The organism is Curtobacterium sp. MCLR17_051 (genome assembly GCF_003234395.1).
GTDB classification, from domain to species: domain Bacteria; phylum Actinomycetota; class Actinomycetes; order Actinomycetales; family Microbacteriaceae; genus Curtobacterium; species Curtobacterium flaccumfaciens.
The window spans coordinates 109014-127188 of sequence record NZ_QKTA01000003.1; the positions used below are offsets into that span (position 1 = coordinate 109014).

13 protein-coding genes are annotated in these 18175 nt (G+C 72.7%); 3 read left to right on the forward strand and 10 right to left on the reverse strand.

Annotated features, from left to right (window positions below; genetic code table 11):
- Positions 1-6: 6 nt before the first annotated feature.
- The 5 genes from DEJ06_RS04820 to DEJ06_RS04840 all read right to left on the reverse strand — a co-directional run bounded on the left by DEJ06_RS04820 (position 7) and on the right by DEJ06_RS04840 (position 8602).
- Entirely contained in the window at positions 7-1335 is a 1329-nt protein-coding gene (locus DEJ06_RS04820) for an LLM class flavin-dependent oxidoreductase (RefSeq protein WP_111038576.1), read from the reverse strand.
- Positions 1336-2727 (reverse strand): O-acetylhomoserine aminocarboxypropyltransferase/cysteine synthase family protein, encoded by a 1392-nt coding sequence (locus DEJ06_RS04825; RefSeq protein WP_111038577.1) that lies wholly within the window; start codon positions 2725-2727, stop codon positions 1336-1338.
- Between the two features lie 88 nt (positions 2728-2815).
- Positions 2816-3529: a M50 family metallopeptidase gene (locus DEJ06_RS04830; RefSeq protein WP_181436806.1), complete on the reverse strand. Its 714-nt coding sequence runs from the start codon at positions 3527-3529 to the stop codon at positions 2816-2818.
- Positions 3530-3692: 163 nt separating this feature from the next.
- The gene (gene glmS / locus DEJ06_RS04835; protein ID WP_111029180.1) at positions 3693-5507 is read right to left on the reverse strand and encodes a glutamine--fructose-6-phosphate transaminase (isomerizing); all 1815 of its coding nucleotides are present in this window, start codon (positions 5505-5507) and stop codon (positions 3693-3695) included.
- A gap of 395 nt (positions 5508-5902) precedes the next feature.
- Positions 5903-8602 (reverse strand): LuxR family transcriptional regulator, encoded by a 2700-nt coding sequence (locus DEJ06_RS04840; RefSeq protein ID WP_111038579.1) that lies wholly within the window; start codon positions 8600-8602, stop codon positions 5903-5905.
- A gap of 525 nt (positions 8603-9127) precedes the next feature.
- Here DEJ06_RS04840 and DEJ06_RS04845 point away from each other — a divergent pair.
- A complete protein-coding gene (locus DEJ06_RS04845; protein WP_111038580.1) occupies positions 9128-10714 on the forward strand; it encodes an MFS transporter in 1587 nt (528 codons plus the stop codon).
- Positions 10715-10732: 18 nt separating this feature from the next.
- On the opposite strand, the gene DEJ06_RS04850 is transcribed toward DEJ06_RS04845, so the two are convergent.
- From DEJ06_RS04850 to aroA, 4 genes are all read right to left on the reverse strand, one after another.
- A complete protein-coding gene (locus DEJ06_RS04850; RefSeq protein WP_111038635.1) occupies positions 10733-11521 on the reverse strand; it encodes an inositol monophosphatase family protein in 789 nt (262 codons plus the stop codon).
- Between the two features lie 19 nt (positions 11522-11540).
- Positions 11541-12713, reverse strand: coding sequence for a hypothetical protein (locus DEJ06_RS04855; protein WP_146245672.1), 1173 nt, complete (start codon positions 12711-12713; stop codon positions 11541-11543).
- Positions 12714-13057: 344 nt separating this feature from the next.
- Positions 13058-14104 (reverse strand): ribosome small subunit-dependent GTPase A, encoded by a 1047-nt coding sequence (gene rsgA / locus DEJ06_RS04860; protein WP_111033366.1) that lies wholly within the window; start codon positions 14102-14104, stop codon positions 13058-13060.
- Between the two features lie 3 nt (positions 14105-14107).
- Positions 14108-15493, reverse strand: a complete 1386-nt coding sequence (gene aroA / locus DEJ06_RS04865; protein ID WP_111038581.1) for a 3-phosphoshikimate 1-carboxyvinyltransferase — start codon at positions 15491-15493, stop codon at positions 14108-14110.
- 81 nt (positions 15494-15574) lie between these two features.
- Here aroA and DEJ06_RS04870 point away from each other — a divergent pair, with 81 nt between their 5' ends.
- Both DEJ06_RS04870 and DEJ06_RS04875 read left to right on the forward strand, forming a co-directional pair.
- A complete protein-coding gene (locus DEJ06_RS04870) occupies positions 15575-16426 on the forward strand; it encodes a sigma-70 family RNA polymerase sigma factor (protein WP_111024012.1) in 852 nt (283 codons plus the stop codon).
- Positions 16423-16665 (forward strand): zf-HC2 domain-containing protein, encoded by a 243-nt coding sequence (locus tag DEJ06_RS04875; protein ID WP_027465838.1) that lies wholly within the window; start codon positions 16423-16425, stop codon positions 16663-16665. The genes DEJ06_RS04870 and DEJ06_RS04875 overlap by 4 nt, the downstream gene beginning before the upstream one ends.
- A gap of 34 nt (positions 16666-16699) precedes the next feature.
- Here DEJ06_RS04875 and DEJ06_RS04880 read toward each other — a convergent pair.
- Positions 16700-18175 (reverse strand): LamG-like jellyroll fold domain-containing protein (locus DEJ06_RS04880; RefSeq protein ID WP_309147287.1); only part of this gene is annotated, 1476 nt, incomplete at its 5' end.

An 18175-nucleotide genomic window follows, 5' to 3' on the forward strand; every position in this document is an offset into this window, starting at 1 on the left:
CCCCCGCTAGAAGTCGAACAGGTTCGCCCGGATCCCTCCGGCGCCGTACTCCCGTCGCAGGAGCCCTCGGCGCCGGAGCACCGGCACCAGGTCGCCGAACATCCGGTGGATCTGCGCGGGGTGCAGGTCGCCCGAGAAGATGATCCCGTCGTTGTCGGCGTCGCTGCCGAGCTCCTCGATGAAGTCCGCGAACTCGTCCGCCGTCCCGACGAACCCGGACCGCGATCCGGACCGCGATCCGGACCCCGGCGCGATCCGCCCCTGCCGCGCCTTGCGGGTGAGCAGCTCCCGCAGCGGTGCGTCCGGGGTGTCCCCGAGCAGCCCGCGGATCGTGCCGGCCGAGACGTGCTCCCCGAAGGTCCCGTCGGGCACCGGGGCGTCCAGGTCGAGCGCGAGCAGGTCGGTCTCGGAGTCGCTCGACCACGCGATCGCCGCCGCACGCAGCGCGTCGTCGGTGGGGTGCTCGGACGCCGCGACGATGCGGTCGGCCTCCTCCGGTGAGGACACGATCACGGGCTTGAGCACGAACAGGATCCGCAGGTCCGCGGTGGACCGCCCCGCGGCCTCGGCTGCCGCGATCACCCGGGCGCGGTAGTCCGTCACCGCGGCGGCGGACAGCGGCGCGAGTGCGAGCTGCACGTCCGAGTGGGTCCCGGCGAACGCGAGCCCTCGGCCCGAGCCACCGGGGGAGACGACCACGGGGTCCGACGCCAGCGGCAGCGCGTTGAGCGGACCGTCGGCGGTGAAGTGGGCGCCCTCGTGGTGGAACGCGTCGAGCGCGTCGCCGTCCGCGAAGTGCCACGAGTCCGGTGCGCCGACGTACGCGTCGCCCCACGAGTGCCAGAGCCGGCGGAGCAGCGTGATCCACTCCTCGGCGCGGTCGTACGCCTGGTCGTGCGGCAGCGGCGGCAGGCCGGCGTGGCGTGCACTGCCGACGTCGGTGACGACGTTGATGCCCAGACGGTCCGAGGACAGGTGCGCCAGGGTCGCGAACTGCCGTGCCGCCAGGTACGGCGGGGTGATCCCCGCGTTGACGGTCGGCGCGATGCCGATGTGCGAGGTGGCGGCGAACAGGTACGGGGCGAGCAGCAGCGGGTCGTGCTTCGGGCCGCCGTACGCCTGCCGGATGCGCAGGTCGAGGGTCGCGGGGGAGCCGAGCGAGACGGCGTCCTCGGCGATCACCAGGTCCATGCCGGCCTGCTCGAGCGTCCGGACGGACTGCTGGTACAGGTCCGGCTTCGTCCAGTCGTGGCCCCAGTCCCAGTCGGAACGGCCCCAGGCCTGCGGGCCGAAGCCGCGCGAGAAGAAGTACCCGAAGTGCTGCAGCTCGGCCATTCAGCGCCCCTGCCGGTCGAGGGCCGGCCCACCGACCGCCGCGCGGTGCGCGTCGGACGCTCCACGCGCCTCCAGGCCGCCGGCGGCGTCTGCGGACCGCACCGCGACGAGCCCGCGTTCCAGGTCGCGGAGCAGGTCCGCGACGTCCTCGATGCCGACCGACAGCCGGATCAGGCCGTCGTCGATGCCCTGCTCGGCTCGCTCTTCCGGCGTGCGGCCGGCATGCGTGGTGGTGGCCGGGTGCAGGATCAGCGAGCGGACGTCGCCCAGGTGGGTCATCCGGCTGAACAGCTGCACGGCGTCGATGAACGCCCGCGCGGCGGCTTCGCCACCGGCGAGCGTGAAGGCGAAGACGGACCCGGCCCCGCGGGGCAGGTAGCGCTGGGCGAGGTCGTGGAACGGACTGGAGGCCAGGCCCGCGTGGTCGACGCTCGTCACCTCCGGCTGCTGGTCCAGCCAGGACGCGACGGCCAGCGCGTTCGCGCAGTGGCGTTCCACCCGCAGTGACAGCGTCTCGATGCCCTGGCGGAGCAGGAACGCGTTGAACGGCGACGGCGCCGGGCCGATGCGTGCGGCGACGACGTCGCGGGCGAACACGGCGAAGGCCCGGTTGCCGTACCGGTCGACGTAGCTCTCGCCGCCGAGGGACCGTTCGGGGCTGGTCAGGTGGGTCCAGCGCTCGGGGGCCGCGGACCAGTCGAACCGGCCGCCGTCGACGACCACGCCGCCGAGTCCGGCGCCGTGCCCGGAGAGGAACTTCGACGCCGAGTGCACGACGATGTCCGCACCGTGCTCGACCGGGCGCACCAGGTACGGCGTGGCGAGGGTGTTGTCGACGATCAGCGGGACGCCGGCGCGGTGTGCGGTCTCGGCGACGCCGGTGATGTCGAGGACGTCGTTCTTCGGGTTCGGGATCGTCTCGGCGAAGAACGCCTTCGTGTTCGGTCGGACCGCGGCGGCCCAGGCGTCGAGGTCGCGGGCATCGGTGACGAAGTCGACCTCGATGCCGAGCCGGCCGAGGTTCTGCAGCAGCAGCCCGCGCGTGCCCTCGTAGATGCTCCGGGCGCTGACGACGTGGTCGCCGGCCTGCAGCAGACCGAGGAACGCCACGGTCGCCGCAGCCTGACCGCTCCCGACCAGGATCGCCTGGACACCGCGTTCGAGCAGCGCCACGCGACGCTCGACGTCGGCGTTCGTGGGGTTGCCGAGGCGCGTGTAGGTGTAGCCGTCGTCGGTGTCGGTGTCGGCGAAGCGGTCGCGGGCCTGGTCGAAGTCGTCGAACAGGAACCCGGAGGACATGTGGATCGCGGGGACCCGGGCGCCGTGCCCGGCGTCGGGCACGAAGCCGCCGTGTACCTGCTCGGTCGCGAAGCCGTGGTCGTCGGTCGCCATGGGACACCTCCGGGGGTCGTCTGGCGGTAGCCTCGCAGCCGCTCGGCGCGGACAGGCGATTGCGGCCCCCGGTTACGCGCGCACAGCCTCAGACGAGCGCGCGGACCCCGGCGACGACGGTGTCCCAGACCTGGAGCAGCGGTTCGCGCGCCAGCCACACCGCGACGGCGTTCACGGCGACGAACAGCACGAACCACAGGGACGCCGGCACCCGCATCTCGGCCGCGGCGATGTGGAAGTCGGTCTGCACCCGGGCGGCGGTGACCAGCCAGCGACCGACCTGCACCACCGAGCGGACGCCGTCGACGACGAAGAACGCCCCGACGGCGGCGACCACCAGGACGGTGGCCTCGGACGGGCGGACAGCCACCCACAGGGCGAGCGCGTCGAAGCCGAGCACGACGAGCAGGCCGAACCAGTTCCGGACGAACGCCAGCGCCACGACCCCGATGACCGCGAGCACCACCACGGGCAGCCAGCGGGAGCCGTGCAGCACCCCGGTCACCAGGAGCACCCCCGCCCACAGCGGTGCGCTGTACCCGGCGTACAGGTTCAGGATCCGGACGAGCCACCGGATGCCGCCGGGCACCCGACCGAGCTGGACCCAGGCCTCGCCGGACCCGTCCGGGTGCAGCTCGATCCGCTGGATCCGCCCGCCGAACGGCACGACGACGATCGCGTGCCCGACCTCGTGCGCGATGGTCGCGGCGATGCGGGCCACGCGGCCGACGAACGGCACGAACGGCAGGACGGCGCCGACGAGGAGCGCGACGAAGACGAGGGGCGGGGCTGCGGTGGTCAAGTGACCAGCATCGCAGCCCCGCCCAGGAAGACCCTGCGGGATCGGCGTCAGGAGAGCCCGGGCGTCGTCAGCACCACCGTGACCAGAACCACGGTGCCGGCGATCGCCAGGGCGGTGAGGACGGCGAGGAAGACCGTCAGGCGGTTCACGCGTCGGCGCCCGGCTATTCGACCGTCACCGACTTCGCGAGGTTCCGGGGTTTGTCGACGTCGCACCCGAGCTGCAGGGCCAGTTCCCGCGCGAGCATCTGCAGCGGCACGACGGCCTCGAGCGGACCCCACGGCGCGGTCATCGCACCCCAGGCCAGGTCGCCGGTGCCACGGCGGCCGAGCGCGGGGATGTCCGCCGACTCGCCGCCGATCGTGATGACGAAGCCACCGCGTGCCCGGACCTCGGCGATCGCCGACTGGATCTTCGGCTCACCGTGGTCGATGACGACCACCGGGGTGCCGTCGTCCACCAGTGCGAGCGGCCCGTGCTTGAGTTCGCCGGCGGGGTAGGCCTCGGCCCAGCGGTAGCTGAGCTCCTTGAGCTTCAGGGCGCCCTCGGCGGCGTACGGCAGTCCGGCACCGCGGCCGAGGAACAGGAACCCGGTCGCCTCCTTGACGCTCGACACCAGCAGCGGCATCCGCTCGGCGGACACCCGCGCGGCGTGCTCGATCCGGGCCGGCAGGTCGAGCAGCTCGTCGACGAGCACCTGCGCGCGGGACGGTTCGATGCGACCGGAGGCGACCATCGCGGAGATCATCGCCGCGACGCCGACGACGACCTGCGCCGTGAACGTCTTCGTGGCCGCGACCCCGATCTCCGGGCCGGCGTGGCAGTCCAGCACGGCGTCCGCTCGTCGGGCGAGCGAGGAGTGCATGTTGTTCGTCAGCGCGAGCACCGGGTGGCGGTCCTCGAACCGGTCCAGGGCGCGGAGCACGTCCGCGGTCTCACCGGACTGGCTGATCGCGACGACCAGGGTGCCCGGACCGAGCACGGCCTGGTCGGCCTCGCTCGCGACGACGATGTCGGTCGGCACCCCACCGATCCCGCGCAGTGCGGTCGCGATCACCTGGCCCGCGTTCAGCGACGTGCCGCAGGCGACGATCGCCAGCCGGTGGAAGCCGGCCAGGCCGAGGCCCACCCACATGCTGCCGTCGGCGGTGCGGCGGGTCACCCGGTCCAGGATCGTCGCGACGACGTCGGCCTGCTCGTCGATCTCCTTCGCCATGTGGTCGGTGTGGTCGCCGAGGTCGAGCGCTGCGGCGGCGAACGGGGACGGCGTGGGGAACGGCACGGGTACCGTGATGCCGTCGGACGACCAGGTCCAGGCCTCACCGAGCTCGACGACGTCGCCGTCGCGCAGCGCCACGAACGTCTCGCACCACTCGGCGATCGCGCCGATGTCGCTCGCCACGAAGTCGCCGCGGCCGGAGCGTGCGACGACGAGCGGCGAACGGTCCGCCGCCACGACCATGCGGCCGTCCCGGGCGTCCAGGACCACGATCGCCCACGAGCCCTCGAGCTGCGCCGTCGCGATCTGCACCGCGAGCATCAGGTCCGGGTCGACCGCCAGCGCCCGCTCGACCAGGTGCGTGATGACCTCGGAGTCGACGTCGGACCGGAAGCGGTGGCCCTGCGCCTCGAGCGTCTGGCGCAGCCGGTCCGCGTTCTCGACGATGCCGTTGTGCACGATCGAGATCCGGCCGGTGCAGTCGGCGTGCGGGTGCGCGTTCGCCTCGCGCACGGCACCGTGCGTGGCCCAGCGGGTGTGACCGATGCCGACGCCGGTGAGCGCGTCACCGGAGCGTGCCGCGACGAGCGTGCGCAGGTCGCCGACGCGGGAGACCGAGCGGATCGTCTCGGTGCGGCCGACGGCCGTCCGGACGGCGATGCCGGCGGAGTCGTACCCGCGGTACTCGAGTCGTTCGAGTCCGTCGAGCAGGTAGGGGGTCGCGTCGTCAGACACGCGGGCCGCGATGATGCCGCACATCGGCTGTCCCTTCGGGGGAACGAGGGTGGGTGGAACGGGGAGGTGGGACTGGTGCGGCACCGACCGCCGTCGGGTCTGCCGCGCGTCCGGGGCCTCCCGGCCCGGGAACCGACGCCCGTCCTCGGATCAGGCGAGGACGGACGTCGGTGTCGTTGGGCCGAGGGGTTCGGGTACCGGACGGGGTACCGCGGGCTGGCCCCCGGGGGAGGGGCACGGCGGTCGGTGCAGGAGAAGCCTCACCCGCCGCCGACCACACGGCAACACCCGTCGGACGCTCTTGCGGTTCCCCGCGTGCGGGGGCACACCGCGCTGCGGTCGCGTGCGGACTCCCGCAACCGCGCGCAGACAGGAGGCCCGGTACCAGCTGGTACCGGGCCTCCCCTGTGGTGCGTCTCCTACGTGAGGAGCGCGACCAGGTGCGATCGCGACCGCGCGCCGACCTTGCGGTAGATCTGCGTGAGCCGCAGCTCCACCGTGCGCTGCGACATGAACAGCGACGAGGCGATCTCGCGGTTGCGGTAGCCCTCGGTGACCTTCTGCACCACCGCACGCTCCTCGGCGGTCAGTGACGTGAGCACCGCTGACGCGTCGGGAGCGCTGCGCGGCGTCCCGGGGAACGCCGGCGAGAGCACCGGTGCGGACCGGATCGACGACGAGCCCGTGCCGAACTGCGGCATCGCCGCAGCCGGCGCCGGCGTCACGAGCGGTCGGCGCAGGCCGGCCGCCTCGTACGCCGCCGCGGCCGCCGCGCCGAGACGCGGCCGTTCCGCCGGGTTGCCGACCGCGGCCAGCGCCGCGAACGTGCGAGCCCGCTCGTACTGCGAGTCGTGCGGCTGGAACAGCTCCAGCGCACGGCGACGGGCCGGCTCGCGGGTGGTGTCGTCGGCGACGAGCGCGAGGCTCCGCGCCAGCACCAGTGCACCCCAGCGCCCGGGCCGGGCGTGGTGGTCCGCCGCCAGGCGGGCCGTGATCGTCCGGGCGTCGTCGATCCGTCCGAGCCGCACGTACGCCTCGACCAGGTCGCCGAGGTGCCGGAGCACCGCGGGGTTCCGGAGCGACCGACCGATGGCGTCGGCTGCCTCGAGCGCGGTGGCGGCCTCGTCGAGGCGGCCGTCGAGCAGCAGGACCTTGCCGCGGAGCGCGTGCAGCTTCGCCGTCGCACCCCAGAGCCGGCTCGTCGAACGGTGCGCGAGGCACCGGTCCACGACGTCGAGCGCCTCGGCGGAACGGCCCTCGGCGAAGTGCCGCCACGCGACGGCGATCGCCCGGGAGGGCTCACGCAACCGCTCGGCGACGGACGAACCGGACTCCCACACGTCGATCGCGCGGAGCGCCTGCCGGAAGTTGCCGGAGCGCACCTCGTTCTCGGCCGTCAGGTAGCGCGCCGCCTCGGTCCACACCGCTGCGGTCTCCGGCCCCCGGGCGAGCACGAGTGCGAACACCCGTCGCGCGCTCCGGTAGCGCTCGCTGATGCTGAGCGCGTGGGCGAGGAGCAGCAGGGACGGGTCGGACATCGCCACGAGCTCCGACGTCGCGAGCCCGTCGTGCAGCTCGGTGTCGGGCGGCAGCACGCCGTCCACGGCGGCGATGAGCTCCCGCGCGGTCGTCGTGATCTCGAGGGTGTGCGCGGACGCCGACCCCTCGAGCGGTTCGATCCGGTGCAGCAGGTCCTTCGCCTGGTCGAGCTCCCACGCCTCGGCACGGAAGCAGGCCACCATGGCCATCAGCCCGGCGACGGCGTCCACCTCGGCCGGGTCGGTCGCGTCGACGGGGACGAGCAGCTCGTCCGCGTGCACGGCGTCACCGCTGAGGTACTCGGCCGAGTACTGCAGCCGGAGCCGGCGGACCTCGTTCGGCGTCGTCCGGAACGGACGGAGCGCCGCGAGGTACCGCGCGGCGAAGCCGAGCAGGCGCTTGCCGAGCATGGCCTCCGCGACCCCGAGGAGCGCGACGTGCTCGTCCTCGGTCCCGCCACCGATGTGCAGGGCACGTTCGGTCAGCGCGATCGCGGCGTGCACGTTGCCGTCCACGACGTACGACCGTGCGGCCTGGAGCAGTGCGACCACGTCGGGGACGTCGTCGACGAAGCTCCGGTGCCACGCGGCCGACCGCGGGTCGCTCTCCGCGCTCGCCGTGGCCAGCTCGGCGTGTGCCGCACGACGGTCACGGGCGGGCATCCGCCAGTAGAGCGCGGAACGCACGAGCGGGTGCCGGACGGTGACGCTCTGCCCACGGACGGTCGCGAGACCGGCCCCGACCAGGTCGTCCAGCTCGTCCCGGTCCCACGCCGTGGTCTTCGCGACGGGCACCAGGGCGAGCTTCGCGAGGACGTCCAGATCGCGTCCCGCGGCGGGCCCGAGTGCGAGTGCCGCGATGGCCTCGGTCGTCGGAGTGGGTCGGAGCGGGAGCACGATCGGCTCCGCGCCGGTGAGCTGCTCCCGGGTGAGCACCGCGAGCTGTTCGCGGAGCGCGCCGGGGTTGCCACCGGTCTCCTCGGCGAGGACGGCGAGGACGCCGTCGTTCGCCTCGGCCGGTGCCATGGCCCGGGCGAGGACCAGGGCCTCGTCCGAGGGCAGTGGTTCGATGCGCAGGGTCGGCAGGGCCGCGAGCGGCCCGTCCGACGGCACCGAGCGGACCGTCGCCACGACACGCAGGGCGGTGCCCGCGAGTCGTCCGGCGAGGAACGCGATGAGTTCCTGGCTCTCCGAGTCCATCCGGTCGAGGTCGTCGATGAGGACGAGCGTCGGCGGAAGGGTCAGGGCGTGCACGGCGTCGAGGAAGTCGTGCGCCGCCGCCAGCCCGGCCGTCACGGCGGCCGCGGTCCCGCCTGCCTGCAGCAGGTGGGCGATGTGTGCGGTCGCTCGAGGGTCGTCGAGCGCGGTGAACAGGGAGGTCACCCCGGCCAGTGGCCAGCGGGATTCACTCCCGTTGACACCGACCCGGACGACGGGGAGGGAAACGCGGTTCGAGACCGCGTCGAGGACGCTGCTGCGTCCGGAACCAGGGTCGCCGACCACGACCATCGCGGACTCCCGTGGGAGCACTGCGAGGGTCGCGATCCGGTCGACCTCGAGACGTCGACCGGTGAGTGCCATGACTCACCGGCCTCCGGGTCCGGAGGCGGATGCTGCGAGGAGGGCGTCGGCGAACACGGGGGTCGCTGCGACGGGGCGCACGGAGGCGGACCGGACTGCTGCACGGCGGGTGACCGTGGCGGAGTGCGGACGAGCGGCGGCGACTGAGCGCGCGCCGGAACTGTCGTGGATTGGATGCGGTCGACGAGTGTGGGTGCACTCGGTTCCGCTCGGGAACGATGATGTCATCGTCTGTATCACCCCTCGGGTTAGGGTCTTCGGACGAACACGACCGGTCTGTTCCGCCGTCCGGATCTAGGGAATCCGAGAGCGTCACGTGACCTGCCGTCTGGAGCACGATAACTCAGGTACCGGCCCGCCGAGCGGACTCCGGCTCGCAGATGTCCAGAACGGTGCCCCCAGTACGGGGGGCCACGAGGTGGGTGTGGCACCCGCCCTCTGCACCCCGATCCGGGTCCGCCTGACGGAACCGGGGTACAGCTCTGTCCGGACCTCGTTCGTCCTCGCAGGTGTAGCCAGGACGGGATGTCCAACGCCGAACCGACCGACGCCCGCCTCGATGACCGCACCCGGTGGCGGGCCTTCGCCGTGTGCGTGGCGGTCGCAGCCCTGACGATCCTCGACCTGTCCAAGGTGAACGTCGGGCTCCCCTCGATCGAGCAGTCCCTCGGGGCCACCAGCTCGTCGCTCCAGCTCATCGTGGCGGGGTACGCGCTGGCGTTCGGCCTCGCCCTGGTGCCCGCGGGTCGGCTCGGGGACCTGAAGAGCCGGCGCGTCATGTTCATCGTGGGGCTCAGTGCGTTCACCGGATCGAGCCTGCTGTGCGCCGTCGCACCGAACATCGAGGTCCTGATCGTCACGCGGATCCTGCAGGGCTTCGCCGCCGGGATCCAGATGCCCCAGGTCATCGGACTGGTGCAGCAGCTGTTCCGCGGACCGGAGCGAGGCCGCGCGTTCGGGCTGTTCGGGGCGATGATCGGCATCTCCACGGCCCTCGGGCCGACCATCGGCGGTGGCCTCATCGCGATCGGCGGCGAGGAGTCCGGCTGGCGGCTGCTGTTCTGGATGAACGTGCCCCTCGGGATCGCCGCGCTGTTGTTCGCCGTGCGCCTGCTGCCGAAGGGTGCCCAGGGGAAGGCGCAGGACCGTGAACTGGACGTCGTCGGCATCCTGCTGCTCGGCGCGGCGATCATCACCCTGATGCTGCCGTTCGTCCTGACCAGCGGCGGTGGTGGTTCCGCGACCCGCTGGTTCTGGCTGGTCGGCTTCGCGGTGTTCCTCGTGCTGTTCGTGCTCTGGGAGCAGCGGTTCAAGCGGCAGGGCAAGTCGCCCGTGGTGCACTTCGAACTGTTCCGGCTGTCGTCGTACCGCAACGGGCTGTCGATCGTGGCCGTCTACTTCGCGGCGCTGCCGGCGTCGTTCCTCATGGTCACGCTGTACCTGCAGGAGGGCCTCGGGCTCTCGCCCCTGTTCGCCGGCATGGTGAGCATCCCCTTCGCCGCGACGAGTGCCGTCGGCTCGTACATCGGCGGACGGATCGTCGACCGGGTCGGGCGGGCGCTGGTCGTCGCCGGGCTCGGGATGGTCGTCGTCGGCTTCCTGCTGCTGATGGTCGCCGCCGTCGCCACCCCGCCGGAGGTCACCCCGTGGGCGATGGCCGGCGCGTCCCTGGTGGGCGGACTCGGTGGCGGGTTCGTGGTGTCGCCGAACCAGACCCTGACCCTGGCCGAGATCCCCGTCGAGCAGTCCGGGGTGGCGGGGTCGATGCAGCAGCTCGGGCAGCGTGTCGGTACCGCGATCGGCACCGCCGTCGCCACGAGCATCTTCTACGGGATCGTTCGGAGCGAAGCAGCGGGGTCGGGATCTGGCGGGTCCGGAAGTCGTCTTGACGCGTACCACGACGCGTTCCGCAGTGGCACGACGTTCACGGTGTCGCTGATGGCGCTGGCGCTCGTGCTGGCCGGTGCGGACCTGGTGGCGCGTCGTCGGGCGGCGCGGCGGTCGGACGGGGACGCCGAGCACTCGGACGCGGCTGCGGGGTCCGCCGAGCGCGCCGGGGCGAACGGATCCGCCGAGCGGACCGAGGCGCCGGGGTCCGCCGAGCGGGGCTGACCTGCCCGCCGACCGTGCCTAGGAGTCGCGGCGGATGACCTCGACGACGGCGTCGTGCACCAGGCCGTTCGATGCGAGCGCGCTGCCGTGCCACGGCCCGGGATCGCCGTCGAGCGAGGTGAAGCGGCCGCCGGCCTCTTCGACGATGGGGACGAGGGCTGCGATGTCCCACGGTTTCAGGTCCGGTTCGCCGGCGACGTCGAGGACGCCCTCGGCCACCATCATGTACGACCACATGTCGCCGTAGGCCCGGGTGCGCCAGACCCGGCGCGACAGGTCGACGAGCGACTCGAGGCGGTCGTCGTCGTCCCACTGCTGGATGCTGTTGTAGCTCAGGCTCACGTCGGCGAGCTCGGACACCCCGGAGACCCGGAGCGGCCCGTCCAGCGAGAACGCGCCGGAACCCTCGGCCGCCCACCAGCGCTTGCCGAGGGCGGGAGCGCTGACGACGCCGAGCACCGGACGGCCGTCGACCGCGAGCGCGATGAGGGTCGCCCACACCGGCACGCCGCGCAGGTAGTTGGCGGTGCCGTCGATCGGGTCGACCACCCACTGGCGGTGTCCTTCGCTGACGGCCTCGGCCCCGGTGTCCGCCGTCGTCTCCTCGCCGAGGAACGCGTCGTCCGGTCGCTCGGCGGCGAGCCGCTCGCGCAGGGCTCGTTCAACGGCCTGGTCGGCGTCGGTGACGTGCGTGCTGTCGGCCTTCTTCGTCACGTGCAGGTCGGCGGCACGGAAGCGCTCGAAGCTGATCGCGTCGGCGGTGTCGGCGAGGGAGCGGGCGAAGTCCAGGTCGGCGCTGAGGTCCACGTCGCCCAACCTACCGTCGCTACGCGGCGACGACCTCTTCTTCCTCGAGCCGGGTGACCTCGCGCTCGCGGGCGATGCGGGTCCGGCGGGCGACGAGCCCGTGCACCACGACGCAGAGCAGGAGCGCGGCGGCCAGCCAGAGGGCGAGCACGAGCGACGACCGGCCGAGCGAGGCGTCCGGGAAGTACTGCAGGTCCTGTGCGGCCTGCAGCCACGCGGCACCGCTCCAGAAGGTGTGCAGCGCGGCGAAGAACCCGGGCTGGAACGCCGGCTGGAAGATCCCGCCGGACGACGTGAAGTTCAGCATCACGAAGAGCATCGTGAGGATCGGGGTGGTCCACCGTCCGAGCACGGGGTGCAGCCCGACGCCGAGTGCGACGATGATCGCGTCGTAGAGCCAGGCGAACAGGAACACCTGCCAGTGGTGGGTGGTGATGACGCCGTAGATCGGTCCGGCGACGATCACGCCGATGCCGGCGACGACCCCGGCGGTGGCGAGCCCGATGACCGCGGTCCACACCGCACGGAGCTTCGTCGCGACCGAGGCCACGGCGATCGCGGACGCGTACCCGCCGACGCTCAGGGCCACGAGCAGGAAGAACAGCCCCTGGCCGGTGGTGTCCTGGTCGCCCGTGGGCACGACGTCGACGACCCGGAACGGCACGTGCTGGTCGTAGGCGATCGGCAGGAACACCTTCTGCGCGGCGCTCGCGGTGGTCTCCGACGCGGCGGTCGAGACGTAGAGCGTGGCACCCGTCGCCGTCGGCGCGTACACGGCGGCGAGGTCGCGGTCGCGCACCTGCTGCTCGGCCGCCTTCGTCGAGGCGACGACATGGGCCACGAGGGCGCCGTCGGACTGGTCGGTCACGGTCTGGGCGAACACCTGGGTGGCCGCGCCCTGGCCGACGATGCCGACGGGCAGTTCCTGCGGGGCCGGGGCGTGGAAGGCACCGAGGTAGGCCAGGCCCATGCCGGCGGCCAGGAACAGCGGCACGAGGATGTGCGAGGCGAACGTTAGCAGCACGCGACCGAGGCCGGCGGGGCGCAGGACGCTGTCGGACCGCTGCGGCTTCGGGGCTCGCGGAGACTTGTGGGTGGGGGAGTGGTGCGCGTGCGACGTCGTCGTCGTGCTCGGGGACGGGGCGTCGACAGCGGGGGTCGGCGCAAAGTTGTACTTTGCAACTTCAGACACGACCGCAACTGTACAACCCCGATGCGCGCTTGTCGACGCCGGCCCGGTACCGAGGCATCGTCCCGTGCGAGGTTGCGCACTCCGTGCGAGGCCCGCGAGCCCGCACGGAGTGCACGACCTCGCACCGTTCAAGCACCCCTCGCACGGTGCGAGGTCCGCACCGTGCGAGGGGCGCGGGAAGCGGAGCGGTCACGACTCACCGCACGCCGGCGCTCGAGGGGTCACGAACTGTCGGGTGCCGCACCTCCAGCCGACAGTTCGTGACCACTCGACGCACACACCGCGGGGTGTCGTGACCAGCCGCCGACCAGCCGCCGACCGCCCGACCGGCACCGCCCGGCGCGTTACTCGGAACCAGGGTCGGACGCACCCATGCCGGTCAGCAGCGCCCGGAACGAGTCGAGCCGCTCGACACCGGTCGGCCCCAGCTCCCCGTCCTGCACCCGGTCGACGATCTCCCAGTCGTGCGCCTGCGCCAACGGGATGCCGTCCCGCGCGGGCCGCACCGGCACGGCGTGCGACGCGAACGCCCGGAAGACGTTCGCGGGGTCGACGTGCCCCAGGCCGAACGACCGCACACCCGGCGTGTCGATGATCCACCCGCCGTCACGGACCTGCAGCGCGATCGACGACGACGACGTGTGCCGCCCGCGACCGGTCACGGAGTTCACGACCCCGATCGCCCGCGTCGAGCCGGTCAGGGCGTTCACCAGCGTCGACTTGCCGACGCCGGAGTGCCCGACGGTCACGGTCACCTTGTCGTCCAGGAGCTCGTGCAGCGCCTCGAACGGGACGTCGTCCGATCGGCTCGTCACGATCCGCAGATCCAGGCACGCGAAGTGCGCCAGGAACGCAGCCGGGTCGGCGAGGTCGGTCTTCGTGATGCAGAGGATCGGGTCGAGGCCGGCGTCGAACGCGGCCACCAGGTACCGGTCGATCAGGCGGGTGCGCGGCTCGGGGTCGGCGGCGGCCACCACGATGAGCATCTGGTCGGCGTTCGCCACGATGACGCGCTCGACCTCGTCGGAGTCGTCGGCACTCCGTCGCAGCAGGGTGGTGCGCTCGGCGACCTTCACGATGCGCGCGAGCGACCCGGGGTCGCCCGAGACGTCCCCGACGAGCGACACGTGGTCGCCCGTGACGACGGACTTCTTGCCGAGCTCGCGGGCCTTCGTCGCGGTGATGACGTGGTCGTCGATCAGCACGCCGAACCGCCCGCGGTCGACGTTCGTCACCCAGCCGACGGGGGCGTCGTCGTACGTCGGCCTGGTCTTCGTGCGCGGTCGGTTGCCCTTCGGGTTCGGACGCACCCGGACGCTCGACTCGTCGTACTGCCCGTACGGCTCGTCCGCGTCGGAGTCGTCACCGTCGGCGTCGTCCCACCAGCTCATGCGTCAGTCCCCACTCACCGGTGCAGCGGTCACCGAGGACGCCACGAGCGCGACCCACAGCTCCGGGAACTGCGGCAGCGTCTTCGCGGTCGACCCGATGTCGTCGACGGCGACGCCGTCGACGACGAGGCCCACGATCGCCCCCGCGGTCGCCATCCGGTGGTCGTCGTACGCGCCCCAGGCGCTGCCGTGGAGCGGCGCCGGCTCGATCCGCAGGCCGTCGTCGAGTTCGTGCACCGCGCCTCCAGACCGGTTGAGGTCCGCCGCCAGCGCGGCCAGGCGGTCCGTCTCGTGCCCCCGCAGGTGACCGATGCCGGTGATCTCGCTCGGGCCGTCCGCCAGCGCGGCCAGCGCGACGAGCGCCGGGGCGAGTTCGCCGCCGCGGCTCAGGTCGAGTTCGAGACCCGGCAAGGAGGCCCCACCCCGGATCCCGACGCCGCCGTCGACGACCAGGTCGTCACCGTCACGGGCCACGCTCGCCCCCCACAGGGGCAGGAGCGTCTCGAGGTCGGCGCCGACCTGCGTCGTCTCGGTCGGCCAGGTGCGGATGCGGACCGTGCCGCCGGCGACGAGCGCGGCGACCGCGAACGGCGCCGCATTGGACAGGTCGGGCTCGATCGTGACGTCACGCGCGCCGATCGGGCCGGGGTGCACGACCCACTCGCCGACCGACGGCTCGTCGACGCGGACGCCGCGGGCACGGAGCGCCGCGACGGTCATCTCGATGTGCGGCATGCTCGGCAGGCGCTCGCCGACGTGGGCGAGGTGCAGGCCCTCGTCGAAGCGGGTGGCCGACAGCAGCAGGCCGGAGACGAACTGCGAGGACGCCGAGGCGTCGATCGTCAGGGCGCCACCGCGGACCGAGCCGGTGCCGGTGAACGAGAACGGCATCGAACCGCCGCCGTCGTCCGTGACGTCGACACCGAGGTCCACGAGTCCCTGCACGATGGCGTGCATCGGCCGCTTGCGGGCGTAGGGGTCGCCGTCGACCGTGACGGGACCGACGGCCAGGGCGGCGAGCGGCGGCAGGAAGCGCATCACGGTGCCGGCCAGCCCGCAGTCCAGGCGGACGTCGCCGTGCATCGGGGCGGGCGTGATCCGGAGGTCCGGGCCGTAGGGGTTCGGGGCGGTGCCGGCCGCCGGCTCGAGCTCTTCGATGCCGACGCCGAGCGCACGGAGGCCCGCGATCATCAGCGCCGAGTCACGGGAGTGCAGCGGGAGCCGGATCGTCGAGGGGCCGTCCGCGAGGGCCGCGAGCACGAGCTCCCGGTTCGTCAGCGACTTCGACCCGGGCAGCGCGACGTCGCCGCGCAGCGGACCCCCTGCGACCGGGGCGATCCAGGGGTCGGCGGGCTGGGCCCCGCTGTGGGAATGCGTCGTGTCTGCCATCGGTTCACCAGGGTACTGAACGCACCGGGAGGATCAGTGGCGACAGCAACACTCGCACGAGAGCGGACCGGCACGGCGACCGTGCTGACCGCGGTGCCGACGACGCTCGGCACGCTCGGCCTAGACTTGGCGGCGATGACGACCGACGAACCGCAGGCAGCTCCGCACCACCTGGTCGACGAGACCGAGGTGCAGCTCGACGCCGTCGAAGAGGAGCACGAAGCCCTCGACGACGCCGCAGACGAGCCGGTGGACGCGAAGACCGTCTCCGAGGCGGAGCTGCGGTCCCTGTTCGAGGACCAGGCCCTGCCCTTCATGGACCAGCTCTACGGTGCGGCGATGCGGATGACCCGCAACCCGGCCGACGCGTCGGACCTGGTGCAGGAGACGTTCGTCAAGGCCTTCGCCGCGTTCCGCCAGTTCAAGCAGGGCACGAACCTGAAGGCCTGGCTGTACCGGATCCTCACGAACACGTTCATCAACACGTACCGCAAGAACCAGCGGAACCCGTACCAGGGCACCATCGACGAGCTCGAGGACTGGCAGCTCGGCGGCGCGGAGAGCGTCACCCAGTCGATCTCCGCCCGGTCCGCCGAGGCCGACGCGATCGACCACCTGCCGTCCTCCGCCGTGAAGGACGCCCTGCAGGCCATCCCGGAGGACTTCCGGATGGCCGTGTACTTCGCCGATGTCGAAGGCTTCTCGTACCAGGAGATCGCCGACATCATGAAGACCCCCGTGGGGACGGTCATGAGCCGCCTCCACCGTGGCCGCCGGCTCCTCCGTGGGCTCCTGGCGGACCACGCCCGTGAGACCGGCATCGTCCCGGACGCAGCGTCGACGGCGACGATGCGTGGACGGGGACGAGGCGCGGCACAGACGACGAAGGCAACCGCGGCCACGGGTCGCACCGGACGGAAGGACGCACGATGAGCGGCTGCGACTGCTCGAAGGCGAAGGCCGAGCTGGAGGAGTTCCTGCACGACGAGCTCCGCCACGAGGACGCCGCGGACATCCGCGAGCACATGGACGGCTGCGAGGACTGCCAGACCGAGCACCGCGTCGGCGTCGTGCTCATGGAGACCGTCCGTCGCGCCTGCAAGGAGACCGCTCCCGACCAGCTGCGCAGCGAGATCCTCGCGCGCATCCGGGTGGAGCAGGCGACGCACTGACGCCGCGCCGTCCGGGGCGAGCGGGTCTGCGGGATCATCTCCCTCGGGCGTGGTGCTCTCGGACGGCTGCGGGTGTCAGCAAGGTCGGGTGGACCCGTACGGTGTCGATCGACCCGACGAAGGTGTCGACGGTCGGTGTGTTCGGCCAGGTGGGGTCGATGAGCCCGTGGCCGGCTCGCCAGAACCCGTTGTACGACGCTGCGGATGCGACGTCGGTCCGTGCAGCGACCAGGGCGCCGTCGAGCCACAGCTCGAGCTGACCCGTGCGGAACTGTCCGACGGCGTGGTGCCACGACGAGTCGTCGACCCGGGCGGTGCTCTGCACGACCTTCGCGACCGTGCCGTCCCAGACCCCGAACACCAGGCGTCCGTCCGGTCCGGTGTAGAAGTTCCGGTCGTAGGCGCTCGTGGCGCCCGTCGCCCGCTGGGCGAAGCCGATGATCCGGCCCTGTCGGTCGGTCCGGAACCACAGTTCGAGCGCGAAGACCTGCGGCGCCGCTCCCGCGGCCTTCGTGTGGACCACGCCGTCGGCACCGGAGCTCGACCCGAAGCTGATGAACGGGTTCTGGTCACACGATCCGTCGACCCGGGTGACGCCGGCGCCGAGCGTCCCGTCCCGCCCGAGGCCCGACGTGTCCAGCACGGTGGGGCCGTTCTTCTCGGCGAAGTCCCACGCGAGTGACGTGCCCGGCGCCGGCTGGTGGAAGCACCCGAAGCCGCCGGTGCCGAGCGTCGAGGCGGCCCCGGTCGAGCCGCTGAACCCGGCGCCAGCGCCCGCGCCAGCGCCGGCTCCAGCGAGCAGGGTGAGGGTGATGGCCGCTGCCGTGAACACCGCGACCGGCGCGGTGGTCGACGTCGGGGTGGTGACGGTCGCGGTCCGGGGCTCCGCGACCACGGGCGAGTGGAGATCGCGTCGAGGCGTGCCGCAGGTGCGGCAGGGGCGACCGGCGACGACGTCCCGATCAGCACGCCCGGCGACGACGAGCACGGCCGTGACGACGCCGGCCAGCAGCAGGGCGGTCCAGTCGCCCCCGCGGATCCAGACGCCCGGCAGCCCGATCCACGGGAACCGCAGCACCCCGACTCCGAGGACCGCCGCGGGTTCGACGGCCGTGCGGTCGGCCGTCGGGTTCGCGTCCCCGCGCAGACGCAGGCCCCCGTCCGGTTCGATGCGCTCGAGCCGGTGCAGACGGAGTCGATCCCGGTGGTCGGGGTCCTCGACGAGCAGCACCCGTCCGGCCTCGAGGTCGTCCGGGTCGACGGGCATCGCGGCGACGACGTCCCCGGTGCGGATCCCGGGGGCCATCGAGTCGGAGACGACCGTCGTGACGTGCCACCCGAACGCCGCGGGGAGCGACGCCCACAGTGCGAGCAGCAGCACCGACCAGAGGACCGTCCGTGCCGAGACCGCGAGGAGCAGCCGGGGCAGGTCGCCGACGCAGCGGACGTGACGGCGGGTGGCGACGTTCGGCATCGGCTGCTCCTCGCGGTCTCGGCACGGACGGTCCTC

Coding starts and splice junctions, on each gene's coding strand:
- DEJ06_RS04820 (WP_111038576.1), bottom strand. CDS start 1,335: ATGGCCGAGCTGCAGCACTTCGGGTACTTCTTCTCGCGCGGCTTCGGC.
- DEJ06_RS04825 (WP_111038577.1), bottom strand. CDS start 2,727: ATGGCGACCGACGACCACGGCTTCGCGACCGAGCAGGTACACGGCGGC.
- glmS (WP_111029180.1), bottom strand. CDS start 5,507: ATGTGCGGCATCATCGCGGCCCGCGTGTCTGACGACGCGACCCCCTAC.
- DEJ06_RS04840 (WP_111038579.1), bottom strand. CDS start 8,602: ATGGCACTCACCGGTCGACGTCTCGAGGTCGACCGGATCGCGACCCTC.
- DEJ06_RS04845 (WP_111038580.1), top strand. CDS start 9,128: ATGTCCAACGCCGAACCGACCGACGCCCGCCTCGATGACCGCACCCGG.
- rsgA (WP_111033366.1), bottom strand. CDS start 14,104: ATGAGCTGGTGGGACGACGCCGACGGTGACGACTCCGACGCGGACGAG.
- aroA (WP_111038581.1), bottom strand. CDS start 15,493: ATGGCAGACACGACGCATTCCCACAGCGGGGCCCAGCCCGCCGACCCC.
- DEJ06_RS04875 (WP_027465838.1), top strand. CDS start 16,423: ATGAGCGGCTGCGACTGCTCGAAGGCGAAGGCCGAGCTGGAGGAGTTC.